This is a genomic window from Virgibacillus sp. MG-45, from assembly GCF_036409425.1.
Lineage (GTDB): Bacteria > Bacillota > Bacilli > Bacillales > Amphibacillaceae > LDC-1.
The window spans coordinates 138,716-152,606 of sequence record NZ_JAXOFU010000007.1; the positions used below are offsets into that span (position 1 = coordinate 138,716).

Genomic DNA, 13,891 nt, shown 5'->3' on the forward strand with positions numbered 1-13,891 from the left:
TTAATAACGTGTAATGAACAACTCTTACTAGTATTGAGAGGATATTATCAATGAAATCAGCAATTACAGTTTTAAGAGAACAAATAGAAAATTTCTATCTTGTAAGAAGGCTTTCATTGTATGAACTAAAGAGCCAAAATAAAAATAATTACTTAGGAATTCTCTGGGAGATTATTAATCCAACGATTCAAATCTTAATTTATTGGTTTGTATTCGGCACATTAAGAGAAAAAGGTCCTGTTGAAATGAATGGCGAGAGTGTTCCATTTTTCGCATGGCTTTTAGTAGCATTTATATTGTGGATATTTTTTTATCAATCTACAATTCAAGGATCTAAATCCATATATTCTCGATTAAGAATGCTTTCGAAGATGAACTTTCCTATGAGTGTTATACCTAATTACGTTATTTTTTCTAAGTTATACATTCATATAGCGATGCTAATTATAACGATAGTTTTCCTTCAATTCTATGGATTTACCTTTAATATATATTATTTACAAATTATATATTACTTATTTGCAACCTTCTGCCTTGTTTTTGCTATCTCTCTTATTACATCAACGTTATCAACTATCATAAGAGATGTGCACATGTTTCTTAATTCAACATTACGTATGGGACTATATTTGTCTGGAGTATTATGGCCAATCACAATTTTAGAGGATCAAACTATTATAGCGATATTGAAATTAAATCCACTATATTACCTAATAGAAGGCTATCGCCACGCTTTATTAGGATCTGATTGGTATTTTATTGATCATTGGCAGTACACACTGTATTTTTGGGGTCTTGTATTAGTCCTATTTTTATTCGGTTCAATTTTGCATGTTAAATTTAGAAGACACTTTATTGATTATTTATAAAGGCTTGTGATGATATGGATAAAGCGATAATCGTACAGAACATAACAAAAAAATATAAATTATATAATGGAACGAAGGAAAGGTTATTAGACTTATTGACCCCTAAAAGCTTTGGGGAAGACTTCTTTGCTTTAACTGATGTTAGTTTTGAAGCAGAAAAAGGGGATGTTGTCGGATTCATTGGAATAAATGGATCTGGAAAATCTACCCTTTCCAATATCATCGCTGGTATTGTACCCGAAAGTTTCGGCAATGTTCAAATAAATGGACAAGTCGCTTTAATTGCAGTTGCAGCTGGATTAAAGGGAGATTTAACTGGAAGAGAAAACATTGAGTTGAAATTATTAATGCTTGGCTTTAGTAAAAAAGAAATAATTGATTTAGAACCGTCAATTATTGAGTTTTCTGAGCTTGAAAAGTTTATTGATCAGCCAGTAAAATCGTATTCCAGTGGGATGAAATCTCGTCTTGGTTTTGCAATTTCGGTTACGATTGATCCGGATATATTGATTATTGATGAAGCATTGTCTGTAGGAGATAAAGCCTTTGCTGAAAAAAGCCTTGATAAGATGAAAGAATTTAAAAATCGAGGAAAAACAATGATTTTTGTTAGTCATTCAATAGGGCAGATGAAGCAATTCTGTGATAAAATCTTGTGGTTGGAATTCGGAAAAGTAAAAGAGTATGGTACTGTAGAGGAAGTTATTCCAAAGTATGAGTCATTTCTTAACAAGTGGAAAAAAATGAATAAAAAGGAACGAGACGAATATAAAAGAACAGTAAGGGGATAAAGAACTAGTGTCTTTATCCCTTTTCCTATAGAGAATGAAAGTTCTATTTAATATTTGTTAAACTAGGCGTTGTTACTAAAGAATTAATATTATGAATGAATAATACGTAATCGATATTGTTTTCCTCAATATACTGATAAATACTATTTTCTTTATAATGCCTTAAGTCCAAAACTCTTGTTTCACTAAAGTTCCTAGCTATGAATTGAAGTATTGGATTCGCATAGGAGTCTTTTAAGATAAGTAATTTCTGGTCATCTTTTATATTAGGATTTTGAATGACTGCTTCATCCACATCACCAGAGAAATAGGTTTTATATCGATTTGTATATTTATCTTTCAGCTTTAGATAACGTTCATCATTGAATGATCTTCCACACTTGCCATTAAAGCAAATATCTAATTCTTGTTCTTGAAATGCTGGCTTTACTATAGTGATTGTATCAGGGTTTCGTACATATGCTTCGGTAGTTGTCCTGGCATCTGAACCAAGGAATTCTACCTCACTTTCTTCCCAATCAAAATCGTTAAGATGCTTTGGAGAAACAATAGAGTGCTTTTCTTTTATTTTATTAATAATCGAAGCATATGCATAATAAGCTGCTCTCGGTTTCCAGTGATGGTCAGTGTAAAAATAAAGATTTTCTTCATTCATATGGGGCTTAATGGTATCTCGTATATCTAATGGAACAATATTATTATTATTTGACAGTGCATCAATTAACCTGTCAGATAAAACATTAGCCTCACTACGTATATACGTTGGTAATTTATCCTCCATCATTGTTGTTTTGTTTGGTACTAAGGCAAAATAAACATCAACTTTCTTATTGTTAATATTTGCAGCAAAACTTTTGATTCTTTTTGCTATTTCTTCAGGACTTCGTTGTTTATCATTAGAAACTAATGTTGGAATTAAGTACCCATCTTTACTAATATAAGTTGACTTAATGAAGCGTTGTTGAAATGCGGTTTTCTCTAGTTCTGTTTTTTTCTCGATCCACAAACTTCTTAACGGAAACTGGTCATTATAATAAGTTTCAAATTGTTTAAAGTATTCTCCAGAAAATAAGTTTTCAACAGTAGCGTCTGGTCTATGTGAAAGCTTTCGATTTTCTAAAACAGATGATGAATCATCCTCTTTTAATAGACTCCACATTCCGAAGCCAAAGATTATGGAAACGAAGGCTATTGCAAGTATTATTTCTCCAATTGATTTTCTCATAATATCTCCCAATTCTTAAATGATTTAAAATCGAAAATAGATGAAAGGATTAAAAGTATTCGCAATGGTGTACGATATAGAGATTAGAAAAACAATGAAAATGAATGAAGGAATTCCAATATCTCTTCCAACGATACGCATTATCATAGAATGTTGAGATCTCACTTCAATCATTTCGAAAATTTTGGACAGGATAGGTGTTGCACCAAATATTGCAATCATCAGGATAATTCCATATTGAAAGAAATAGAATTGTGCATCAATATCCCAAATTTCATTTCCATGTAAGCCAAACATTACTCCAATATAGGAAAATGCATAGGAAAATGTTTCGGATCTAAAGAATACCCATCCAATCATTACAAGGACTAATGTATAAACATGTTGGAAGATTCTTGGTATCTTTTGTAGGAGATTTCCCAAGAATGCCTTCTCGAGCATAATTAATGCACCGTAATAAAGCCCCCAAGCGATGAATGTCCAGCTTGCACCATGCCATATACCAGTAGCCAACCACACGATAAACAAATTTCGATATGTTATTAGTTGTCCTTTTCTATTTCCACCTAATGGAATATATAAATAATCTCGAAACCATGAGCCGAGTGAAATATGCCATCTTCTCCAAAATTCAGTCACAGATTTTGATATATATGGATAATTAAAGTTTTCAAGAAAATCAAAACCAAAAATCTTACCTAAGCCAATAGCCATATCGGAATACGCAGAGAAATCGAAATAAATTTGCAATGTATAAGCTATAATGCCAATCCACGCAATACCTAATGACATATCGTTGGTGCTTTGCGAAAAAACTTGATCTGCAACAAAGCCACAGTTGTTAGCTAAAATCATTTTTTTACCTAATCCAATAATAAACCGCTTAATACCATATAAAATCCGTGGTAAATCAGAAACACGACTATTTATTTGAGCGGCTACGGTTTGATAACGAACAATTGGTCCTGCAATTAATTGTGGAAATAAAGAGATATATAACGCTAGATTAAACGGGTTTCGTTGTACACTACCATCTTTTCGATACACATCGATAACATAGCTCATCGCTTGAAATGTAAAGAATGAAATGCCGATAGGTAATGGGATATTAGGATTGCTAAGGGATGTGTCTAAAATAGAATTAATATTTTCAATAATAAAATTCATATATTTGAAGATACCTAAAATAAGAAGATTAATAAATACCATTGATCCTAGTATAAGTTTTATTTTTAATCGGTTATTTCTATTTAAATCTACTACAATACCAAATATATAATTAACGATAATTGAGATGATCATAATGAAAACAAACTTGGGCTCTCCCCAAGCATAAAAAAATAGACTAGCAACAAGCAACACGAAATTTTTAAGACGTTTTGGTGCAACAAAATAAGTGATTAAGACGATTGGTAAAAATAAAAATAAAAAAACACTAGAGCTAAATACCATTGATGTAATTCCTTTCTTTTAAATCACTCCGTTATTTACATTAAATACTTCGTGAACTAATATGTAATTGTGGTAGGATGGGAATAGGAAATTTAAATTTTAATTATAAGAATGGGTTAATGCTAGTACTGATGTTAATGTATGAACCCAAGAATAAATTATACTATAAATATTCCCATTGAAGATAGAGAAATTTATATTAGCGACAAGATGCAGGTTATTTGTCGAAATGAATATATTAATCTTTTGGTCAAAAAAAATATTTTAACTAGAATAGTATAAGGAGAAGGACATTGGAATAGGAAGGGGATAGAATTGAAAAAAATAAATTTTATGGTTTTTATAGCTTTACTAGTTAGTTTTATTCCTACTACATTATTTGCAGATTCATTTGGTCCAGACGAATGGAATCAATATCGCTATAGTAGTGATAAAAATGCTGTCTATGACAATGATTCAGAACCTTTAAGCGCATTATCATATGATACGCTAGATGAAGTGCGAGCAACTCCTGTGATAGTAGGAAATAGATTGTTTATAGGAAATCACAATACAGGGGATTTGTTTGCTTTTGATATTGAGAATGGAGAGCAAATATGGAGTGCTAAAGCGCCCAATTGGATTCATTCTGAGATGATTTACCAAGATGGAAGAGTTTTTGTAGGGTTTGGCAATCGGTTTTTTCAGGAAAATGGAATCCGAGGTACGGAAGAGAGTGGCGTCTTAGCGTTGGATGCTGAAACCGGGGAAGTTCTTTGGAAGTATAATACAGATGGAGAAGTAATGCCAACACCTGTTGTGTATAAAGAATCAGTTTATATTGTAACGGGAGATAAAACTTTATATAAGATAAATCCGAATAATGGTGAGCTTGTGCACAAATCGGATATTGGCTCAGTTATTAGTATGTCTTCACCAGCTGTGCATAAGAATACTTTATTCTTTGGTGGAGGCCGCCCAACTCCATATACATTTTCTGCATATAGTCTTAAAAAAGATGAATTTGTATGGCAAACTGAATTTCCAAAGGTGATTGCAGGCCTTGACGATGTTCCTCCAGCAGTTCATGGTAATTTAGTTGTTACCACCGCTCTTGAAGGAAACCGAGAAACACCTGAACATTTTATGTATGCTTTAAATAGGAAGAACGGAAAAATAGTTTGGAAGAAAAGTTTAGGTAAAGGAGAAATGGTGAGTAATAATAAATCGGGTGCGCCAATGATATATGATAATAAAATTTATGTAGGTAGTCCGATTACCAAAACTTTTTATGCATATGATTTAAAAACTGGTGAGCAAATCTGGAAGTATAAGAATGAAGTAATGAAAGCGCCACCTGTTGCTCAAAATGGGATAGTTTATTTCTCTAATACACTAGGATATGTATATGCTTTGGATGCTGACTCAGGTGAAGAGCTAGGGAAAAAGAAGTTAAATGGAAAACTTGCTCCAGCTGGACCTGTAATAGTAAATGATACCTTGTTTGTAGGAAGTCAGGATTCGAAGGTATATCGATTACCATTAACGGATATTATTAATGAAGATGTTTTAGCATCAAAGGCTAAATCAAATAGTATGCAATTTTATATTATTGGATTGTTAATAGTAGTTTTAATTGGGCTGCTTTTTATTGCACTAAAGCGTAGGAGATAGGCGAATAACATATATAAAGTAAATATTTTGAAAAGCAGGTTTCATTATTATGAACTGCACCTTAATTGTTAGTCAACATCTAACAACTGAAGGTGCAGTTTTTTATGATTTTTGTAAAAGATGGGTTGATACTTCCAGGCTTCGTTAAAATATGTTCAATTTGTCGAACGAAAAAATAAAAATCAGTATTTTCCGACAATGTTTGCGTGATGCATTTGCTATACTAAAATTTACCTATGAAAGGAGGGAAGAAATGAACAAATATAGCTTCATTCTATTATCGGGAGGAATTGGGAAGCGGATGCAGGTGAATATTCCCAAACAATTTCTCCTACTCGCTGGAAAACCAATATTTATTCATATTTTAGAGAAAGTGGAATTGCTTGATGAAGTGGTAGAAGTGATCATGCCATGTCCAAAACAATTTATCGAGAAGACAGAAGCGATTATCCAAGACTATGGGTTTTCAAAGCCGATTCACTGTATTGCGGGTGGAGAGACAAGGCAGGAATCAGTATATAATGGATTGGTTTATGCAAAAGGTGCTGATCATGTCATTATTCATGAAGCAGTACGCCCCTTTGTGACGGTAGAGCAGTACAAGCAATTAATGCATATTAAAAATGAAAACGTTATCTTTGGTTTGGATATTCCTTTTACTGTTTTACAAGGGAAAACGACTGTAGAAGGAAATTTACGTCGAGACCAGCTAGTTAATGTCCAATTACCGCATAAATATAATGCAAAGCAATTATTGTATGCGCATGAATGTGCTCGGAAAGACCAACAAATATTTACAGAGGATGCAAGTCTCTATTATCATTACTACCATTCTACGATTGAAATACTGGCTGGTAGTGAATACAATATTAAAATTACTAAACCATTAGATAGAAAGATTGCAGAGATAATTTACAAGGATTATATATCAATGGGGGTTATTTGATGTCAAAAACATGTATTGTTACTGGGGCAAGTCGCGGTATTGGTAGGGCCATTGCGATTGAATTGAGTAATCAGGACGATGTATCTAATATTATCTTACTTGCGCGTACAGAAACAGGCTTGGAAGAGACATCTACGTTAATGAACAGAAACAAGCAAATTGAAATCATTCCAATCGACTTAACAGATTTTAATACTGTAAGGCAGGAAATACAGCATATTGGAGCGAAATATGGAAGTATTGATATGCTGATCAATGTGGCAGGCTATGCGAATCCGAAATCTTTATTAGAGACGACGGTGGAGGATTGGGAAAAAACGTATAAGATTAATGTGCATTCCTTATTTAATATTACGAAGGAAGTCGTCAAGTGGATGAAAAAGAATGGTGGCAAAATATTAAATGTTGCTTCAACTGCTGGAAGCTCTGCTCGTCCTGGATGGTTGGCATATGCTTCATCAAAAGCTGCCTTGATTAGTATTTCACAGACGTTATCAGAGGAGCTTTCTGATTACGGCATTTTAGTGTACTGCATATCTCCTGGGAGATGTGCAACAGAGCTTCGGAAAATTCTAGCGCCAGATGAAGATCCTACTACGATCATGCAACCAAGCCATGTAGGTGAAGTTGTTGGGCATTTATTGTCAGAGAGTGGTGTTTGTTTAGACGGACAGAATATCGTTGTTCGAAAGCAAGTGGTAAAAGTAGCTAAAAGGCAAACAGAGCAAACAACTTCTAGATAATTGAGGAGATTCTATGAACATAGTAGACATAATCCAAATTGGCTTGTTGATCCTTATATTCATTTCAGTAAACAAGTCAATGATAAAAAAAGGGCGATTAATTGGAAAACGCAGCATTGTTGTTGTGATTCATTTTTTATCTCGATTAATACCAAAATCCAATCGTTTAGTCGTGTTTGGCGGAGAAAGCGGGCAAGGATTTCGAGGGAATTCGAAGTTTTTATTTTTAATGATGACAAAACACCCAGACCTTACCTGTGTTTGGATTTCAAAAAATGATCGCGTTGTTGAGCAATTACGAGCTGAAGGCTACCTTTCATGGAAGCATCATTCATGGCGTGGTATCTATTATCAGCTGCGTGCAACGTTAGTTGTGCATTCTCATTCAATTAATGACGATTTTAGTAAATCCTTTTTAGGTGGGGCGATTTCCTATAACACTTGGCATGGAGTTGGACTAAAAAAAGTATGGGGCGCAAATAAGAGTACTTTTTCATATAAAGTGTTACATGAAAGTAATAAGTGGAAGCGGTTGTTCGGAAAGTTAGTCGTGCGAACCAATCAAGCGAATCAAAATTTTGTTGTTTCTACAAGCGAGCGTGTAAGCTCCTATTATCCAGAAACCTTTCTTGTTCCAAAAGAAAATGTATTAGAGCTAGGTCAGGTCCGAAACGATGTGTTCTTTACACATTCTGAAGAGGATCGTGAAATCCCAGAATGGATTCGCGATGAAAAAGTTATTCTATATATGCCAACTCATCGCAAATTTGGCAAATACGAGAAGAATATTCAATTAGTTATCGATTTTCGTGCATTAAGTGAAGCCTGCAAAGAGATGGGCTACCGCTTTCTCATAAAACGACATATGTATAGCAGTGGCGAGATACCGAAAGATTATGAGAACATTATTGATATTAGTAATTCCTCCTTTGATCCACAGCTTTTGTTAAAGTATGCAGACATCCTAATAACCGACTATTCCAGCTGCTATACAGATTATCTGCTGTTAAATCGACCTGTGCTGTTTTATGCGTACGATTTAGAAGAATATTTACAAAAATCGAATGAGATGTATTTTAATTATTTTGACGTCACTCCAGGTCCGAAAGTCGAAGGTTTCTCTGATCTATTGCTTGAATTAAAGAAAGCGGTAGCACAACCGAACTTATATAAAGAAGAAAGAGAACGAGTATTAGGTATATTTTATTCTAAGGAAAATCAGGGACAAGTATTAACCAAGCAAGTAGATTATATTTACAAAGAAATCCTTGGTATAGAAAGGTAGCGTTCTTTATGAGTTTGTTAAAGCTTTTCCCTACGCTAATCATTAAATTTATTCTTAATAGCTTTTACCGTTGCCTATGCTTCATCTTTAAGGTGAATCGTAATCGTGTTGTCTTTGCTTCCTATCGATCAACGGTATTAAAGGATAATCTGTTTTATGTTTATAACGAGATGAGAAATCAATTCCCAGAAAAAGAAGCAGTTCTTTTGTTTGCAACTTTTAAGGGAGGTGTAATGAGTAAGGTGAAATATACGCTTCATATGCTAAAGGGCTGCTATTACCTTGCCACATCAGGATATTTTATCGTGGATGATTATTATATGCTTTTGTATTTAGTTAAGCCTAGAAAGGAAGTCCAAGTGATCCAATTGTGGCACAGTGCAGGTGCATTAAAGCAGTTTGGCTTAAGTACAGTTGGGAAGCCTTTTGGGCCAAGCGCAAACTATGTAAAGCATGTACCGGTCCACGGGAATTATTCAAAGGCATATGTAAGTGCGACAGAGGTGATTCCGTTTTTTGCAAACGCATTTGGGATGGAAGAGCACCGGATTAAACCATTAGGTATTCCAAGGTCTGATTTCTTTTATAACGAGTCGGAAATTCAAAAAGCAAAACATACATTTTATCGGAAATATCCAATGCTTAGTCATAAAAAGCTGCTATTGTATGCACCGACCTATCGAGGGAAAAGCCATCATCAAGAGGCTTATCAAGTTCCATTAGATTTAAATAAATTAAAAATGGCATTAGAAGGTGAATATGCCTTGCTTATTCATTTGCATCCATACATGCGGAACGATGTTGTACTACAGTCAGATGAGGAGCATTTTGTTTTTCCTATCGTGAATGAGTTTTCTATTCAGGAGCTGTTAGTGATTGCTGACATCTTAATAACAGATTATTCAGCGGTGTTTTTTGAGTATAGCTTGCTTCATAAACCAATGATTTTTTACCCGTATGATATGGACGATTATCAAAAAGAACGCGATTTTTATTATGACTACCAATCGCTAGTTCCAGGACCGATTGTCAGGAGTACGGAAGAACTAATCGATGTGTTGCGTAATAATTCGCTTTCTACTGATACACTAGCTGCTTTTCAAAGCAGGTTTTTCGATCACTTGGATGGCAGGGCATCAGAACGAGTTGTTCAAGACATCTTCTCTTGATAGTAAATTTTTAAACATCGATGCACACCTAACCTCACACGAGACGCTAACTTAATGTAAATCCAGAAGAAAAAAGGAACATCAGCTTAACGATGTCCCTCCTCTTATGATTCCACGCCAAATTGAAACACAGTCTTTTTATGATACAATTCTCCCGCCTCAAGTCGAATAGAGGATAAGTCATTATGCTGTAAAGAAGCGGGAGAGCCTTGTGTTTCAAAGCATACACCTAAATGCTTTTTAGATAACCCTCCTGCTAGCTTTAATCCTGTCTGTAATCCGTTGGCAGTATACATAACCATCCCTGGTTGATCTGTCGTTATTGTCATTGTCCGGCCACTTACAGGTTCAGTTACCTTCACTTGTTCTTTCTTATTTTCTTGAAAGATAAAATAATGATCATAGCCACCTCCAACAATTCTGTTCTGAAGATGGTCTGACGAGAAGCCATCTCGTAACCATCTTCCATTTCGAAAGTCAAAAGGAGTATTGGTCACCGCTAGTCTTTTCCCGGTCGGAATAAGTTCGTTGTCTAATTCCAGAGTTTCATCGCTGGCAATAAACACATGGTGGTTATGAACCGTTGTATCAAGCTTGCCACGCAGGTTAAAATAGCTATGGTTCGTTAGTGTTAATACTGTATTTTGATCTGATTGTGCCTGGTAATCGATTTCAAGTTCATTCGCGTTGGATAGCGAATAAGTAACAACTGTTCGCAAATTTCCTGGATATCCTCCTTCGCCATCACTTGCTTCATGTATCAGTTTCACACAAGCCATATTATCCGTAATAAACGTCTCTACATCCCAGACAACCTTACTAAAGCTATGCGCTCCCCCGTGCAAATGATGATTGCCTTCGTTTGTATCCAACCTATATTGGACTCCATCTAGTGTAAAGACTGCATTGGCAGTTCTACCTGCTATTCTGCCGATTAGCGCACCAAAGTAATTAGGGTTTTCAACATACTCCGCTAGATTATCATAACTAAGTACAATGTTTTCTCGATTTCCATCCTTGTCTGGTGTAATGATCCTTGTAATGATTCCACCGTAATTTAGCAGGCTTACCTCCATTCCATGATCATTAACGAGTGTATAAAGCATCCATTTGTCGCAAACCTGCTTAGTTGCAATACGCATTCTGTTGACTCCTCTTTATGTATAAGAAATTAACAGGCAACCTAATTCTGCGCTGCCTGTTATCTACTTTCTTTCATTACTTTTTTAAACCATACTCTTAAGTCCAACTTTTTTAGCTGTTCACTGCATTGATAAAGCGTTGAAATGCTACGATGCCAGCATCTGTTTGTTTAAAAACACCTGCATCTTCAAGTACGCTGGCAAACTTTATGCCAAGCTCCTTTTCTACGATAGCATCTACAGTAGCTGGATCCTTCATGCTGCCATAAGTCGCTTTTAATTGAAGTGCCCATGCCTCATGGTGGGATGCAACATTACATGGTAAGTCTAATAAGAATTTTTTGAGCTCGGCGAGTTCGTCCTTTAAACGAGCTGGAAGGACAGCAAGTCCCACCACTTCAATGAGACCAATGTTTTCTTTTTTAATATGATGCTTATCAGCATGCGGATGGAATATCCCCATTGGATAGGCTTCGGTCGTGCGATTGTTGCGCAGGACGAGATCAAGCTCGAATTCGTTATTACGTCGCCTTGCAATCGGAGTGATCGTATTATGACGCGTGTCCTCAGAATATGCCAGCACATTAGCTTCCATATCTGAGTAGTTTTTCCACACATTTAAAATGTGTCCACCTGCCTCAGCTAGCTGCTCGGGATTAGCACTGTTTAAGCGAATGACTGATAAAGGCCATTTTAATATAGCAGCCTTTACTGATGGAAATTCCTTTAGATCGGTCTTCATTACAGAAGCAGCATTGGTCATTGCAAATTCATAGCGCCCCGCTTGATAATGATCATGACTTAAGATAGAACCACCGACAATGGGTAAGTCTGCATTTGAACCAATAAAATAATGTGGAAACTGTTCTGTAAAGGCGATTAATCGTCTAAATGTAGCTTGATCAATTTTCATGTCCCGATGTTCTTCAGCGAGCAGAATACTATGCTCATTGTAGTACATATAGGGAGAATATTGCAGATACCAATTTTCACCAAGCAGTGGAATTTGGATAACCCGATGATTGGCCCGTGCTGGATGTCCAAACCTCCCGTTATAGCCTTCGTTTTCTACACAAAGGACACACTTCGGATAGTTCCCGGATTGCTTTATGTCACGCTCTCTGCGAATTTGTTCGGGATCTTTTTCTGGTTTCGATAAATTAATCGTGATGTCTAAATCTCCGTAAGCACTTTCTGCTTTAAAATGAATGTTCTTTTGGATCCGCTTCATTTGAATATAGTTACTATTTTTACTTAATTCATAAAAGTAATCGGTTGCGGCAACAGGTGATTGGCTGTATTTTTCTTTAAATTGCTGTTGGATGACGGAAGGTCTGGCAACAAAACAGTTCATTATATTTGCAGATAGGATTTCTTTATTGGCTAACATATCTTCAATGACATGTTCAGAAACCGCCCAATCAACGATTGCCTCTAAGAGTTCTGGAATGGAAGTTTCCTCTGCTTCAGGCGCATCTTCAGGAAATGAAGAAATTCCAAGCAAATGCATGATGCGATTGCGAACGTAAATACGATCAACTGGTGTGATGAGTTCTTTATTTATTCCTTCCTTTATTAAACTTGTAATATATGCGTAAATCATGTTGTCACATCCGTTTCATAACCATTTGGATGGGAAGAATGCCATCTCCAAGCGTCTTCCATAATTTTTTTGATAGAGGTTCTAGTGGGTTTCCAGCCCAAGATGTTCTTTGCTTTGTCCGAGCTTGCGATTAACGTACTTGGATCACCAGGACGCCGTGGGCCAAGAATAGCAGGGATTGGCTTGCCGGTTACATCTCTTGCTGCATCAATCATTTCCTTTACTGAAAATCCTTGGCTACTACCTAAGTTGAAAATATCGCTTTTTCCCCCATCAAGTAAGTAAGTGAGTGCGCGTAGATGGGCATCAATAAGGTCATCAACATGTACATAGTCGCGAATACATGTCCCATCAGGTGTATCATAGTCTTCACCAAATATCGTAATATGGTCGCGTTGTCCTAGAGCCGTTTGTAAAATAATAGGAACTAAATGGGTTTCAGGGCGGTGATCTTCGCCAATAATTGCTGTTTCTTTTGCACCTGCCACATTAAAGTAGCGAAGGGGGACATAGGTAATGCCATGCGCCTCAGCGGTCCATTTCATTAATTTTTCCATTGTTAACTTAGTCTCTCCATAAGTGCTTGTTGGGATTGTTGGCATTGTTTCGTTAATTGGAATTGCTTCAGGCTCTCCATAAGTAGCAGCAGTAGAAGAGAAGACGATATGTTTTACATGATGCTCCACCATTACTTGTAGCAATACTTGTGTACCATAAACATTATTGTCAAAATATTGGAGTGGCTTTTCCATTGACTCGCCAACAAGCGAGTTTGCCGCAAAATGAATCACAGCATTGATCGCTTCTTTTTGAAAGACGTCACGTAAGAAGGAAATGTCACGAATATCTCCTTGATAGAAAATAGCCTCTGGATGGAGTGCCTGTCGATGTCCTGTCTGTAAGTTATCGACAACTACCACATCATAGCCTTGTTCCTTTAATTGATAAACTGCATGGGAACCAATATATCCTGCTCCTCCTAATACTAAAACACGCATGAAAAGTCCTCCTCA

At 35.9% G+C, this 13,891-nt stretch carries 12 protein-coding genes; 7 read left to right on the forward strand and 5 right to left on the reverse strand.

The window, feature by feature from the left end:
* The first annotated feature begins 50 nt into the window (after nucleotides 1-50).
* Both SPK86_RS09480 and tagH read left to right on the forward strand, forming a co-directional pair.
* Nucleotides 51-869, forward strand: a complete 819-nt coding sequence (locus tag SPK86_RS09480; protein WP_330949199.1) for an ABC transporter permease — start codon at nucleotides 51-53, stop codon at nucleotides 867-869.
* A gap of 14 nt (nucleotides 870-883) precedes the next feature.
* The gene (gene tagH / locus SPK86_RS09485) at nucleotides 884-1,660 is read left to right on the forward strand and encodes a teichoic acids export ABC transporter ATP-binding subunit TagH (protein WP_330949200.1); all 777 of its coding nucleotides are present in this window, start codon (nucleotides 884-886) and stop codon (nucleotides 1,658-1,660) included.
* A gap of 43 nt (nucleotides 1,661-1,703) precedes the next feature.
* On the opposite strand, the gene SPK86_RS09490 is transcribed toward tagH, so the two are convergent.
* Both SPK86_RS09490 and SPK86_RS09495 read right to left on the reverse strand, forming a co-directional pair.
* Nucleotides 1,704-2,885, reverse strand: coding sequence for a DHHW family protein (locus SPK86_RS09490; protein WP_330949201.1), 1,182 nt, complete (start codon nucleotides 2,883-2,885; stop codon nucleotides 1,704-1,706).
* A gap of 24 nt (nucleotides 2,886-2,909) precedes the next feature.
* Entirely contained in the window at nucleotides 2,910-4,337 is a 1,428-nt protein-coding gene (locus SPK86_RS09495) for an MBOAT family O-acyltransferase (protein WP_330949202.1), read from the reverse strand.
* A 315-nt stretch (nucleotides 4,338-4,652) separates the two neighbouring features.
* On the opposite strand from SPK86_RS09495, the gene SPK86_RS09500 reads away from it, so the two are divergent.
* The 5 genes from SPK86_RS09500 (at nucleotide 4,653) to SPK86_RS09520 (ending at nucleotide 10,133) form a co-directional block, all read left to right on the forward strand.
* Complete coding sequence (locus SPK86_RS09500) at nucleotides 4,653-5,990, forward strand: outer membrane protein assembly factor BamB family protein (protein ID WP_330949203.1); 1,338 nt, start codon at nucleotides 4,653-4,655, stop codon at nucleotides 5,988-5,990.
* Between the two features lie 253 nt (nucleotides 5,991-6,243).
* Nucleotides 6,244-6,936 carry an IspD/TarI family cytidylyltransferase gene (locus SPK86_RS09505; RefSeq protein WP_284139006.1) on the forward strand — a complete coding sequence of 231 codons (693 nt, stop codon included), beginning with the start codon at nucleotides 6,244-6,246 and terminating at the stop codon, nucleotides 6,934-6,936.
* A complete protein-coding gene (locus tag SPK86_RS09510) occupies nucleotides 6,936-7,679 on the forward strand; it encodes an SDR family oxidoreductase (protein WP_284139007.1) in 744 nt (247 codons plus the stop codon). Before SPK86_RS09505 ends, SPK86_RS09510 begins: the two co-directional genes overlap by 1 nt.
* 13 nt (nucleotides 7,680-7,692) lie before the next feature.
* Nucleotides 7,693-8,964, forward strand: coding sequence for a CDP-glycerol glycerophosphotransferase family protein (locus SPK86_RS09515; RefSeq protein WP_330949204.1), 1,272 nt, complete (start codon nucleotides 7,693-7,695; stop codon nucleotides 8,962-8,964).
* Between the two features lie 8 nt (nucleotides 8,965-8,972).
* Complete coding sequence (locus tag SPK86_RS09520; protein WP_330949205.1) at nucleotides 8,973-10,133, forward strand: CDP-glycerol glycerophosphotransferase family protein; 1,161 nt, start codon at nucleotides 8,973-8,975, stop codon at nucleotides 10,131-10,133.
* Nucleotides 10,134-10,237: 104 nt separating this feature from the next.
* Here the strand turns inward: SPK86_RS09520 and SPK86_RS09525 are convergent, their stop codons facing one another.
* The 3 genes from SPK86_RS09525 to galE all read right to left on the reverse strand — a co-directional run bounded on the left by SPK86_RS09525 (nucleotide 10,238) and on the right by galE (nucleotide 13,876).
* Nucleotides 10,238-11,275, reverse strand: coding sequence for an aldose epimerase family protein (locus SPK86_RS09525; RefSeq protein WP_330949206.1), 1,038 nt, complete (start codon nucleotides 11,273-11,275; stop codon nucleotides 10,238-10,240).
* Between the two features lie 112 nt (nucleotides 11,276-11,387).
* On the reverse strand, nucleotides 11,388-12,878 hold the full coding sequence (gene galT / locus SPK86_RS09530) for a UDP-glucose--hexose-1-phosphate uridylyltransferase (RefSeq protein ID WP_330949207.1): 1,491 nt from the start codon (nucleotides 12,876-12,878) through the stop codon (nucleotides 11,388-11,390).
* Nucleotides 12,875-13,876, reverse strand: a complete 1,002-nt coding sequence (gene galE / locus SPK86_RS09535; RefSeq protein ID WP_330949208.1) for a UDP-glucose 4-epimerase GalE — start codon at nucleotides 13,874-13,876, stop codon at nucleotides 12,875-12,877. The genes galT and galE overlap by 4 nt, the downstream gene beginning before the upstream one ends.
* Nucleotides 13,877-13,891: the final 15 nt, after the last annotated feature.

Excerpts from the sequence above, each read along its gene's own strand:
- SPK86_RS09480 (WP_330949199.1), top strand. The coding sequence starts at position 51 with ATGAAATCAGCAATTACAGTTTTAAGAGAACAAATAGAAAATTTCTAT.
- tagH (WP_330949200.1), top strand. The coding sequence starts at position 884 with ATGGATAAAGCGATAATCGTACAGAACATAACAAAAAAATATAAATTA.
- SPK86_RS09490 (WP_330949201.1), bottom strand. The coding sequence starts at position 2,885 with ATGAGAAAATCAATTGGAGAAATAATACTTGCAATAGCCTTCGTTTCC.
- SPK86_RS09495 (WP_330949202.1), bottom strand. The coding sequence starts at position 4,337 with ATGGTATTTAGCTCTAGTGTTTTTTTATTTTTATTTTTACCAATCGTC.
- SPK86_RS09505 (WP_284139006.1), top strand. The coding sequence starts at position 6,244 with ATGAACAAATATAGCTTCATTCTATTATCGGGAGGAATTGGGAAGCGG.
- SPK86_RS09510 (WP_284139007.1), top strand. The coding sequence starts at position 6,936 with ATGTCAAAAACATGTATTGTTACTGGGGCAAGTCGCGGTATTGGTAGG.
- SPK86_RS09515 (WP_330949204.1), top strand. The coding sequence starts at position 7,693 with ATGAACATAGTAGACATAATCCAAATTGGCTTGTTGATCCTTATATTC.
- SPK86_RS09520 (WP_330949205.1), top strand. The coding sequence starts at position 8,973 with ATGAGTTTGTTAAAGCTTTTCCCTACGCTAATCATTAAATTTATTCTT.
- SPK86_RS09525 (WP_330949206.1), bottom strand. The coding sequence starts at position 11,275 with ATGCGTATTGCAACTAAGCAGGTTTGCGACAAATGGATGCTTTATACA.
- galT (WP_330949207.1), bottom strand. The coding sequence starts at position 12,878 with ATGATTTACGCATATATTACAAGTTTAATAAAGGAAGGAATAAATAAA.
- galE (WP_330949208.1), bottom strand. The coding sequence starts at position 13,876 with ATGCGTGTTTTAGTATTAGGAGGAGCAGGATATATTGGTTCCCATGCA.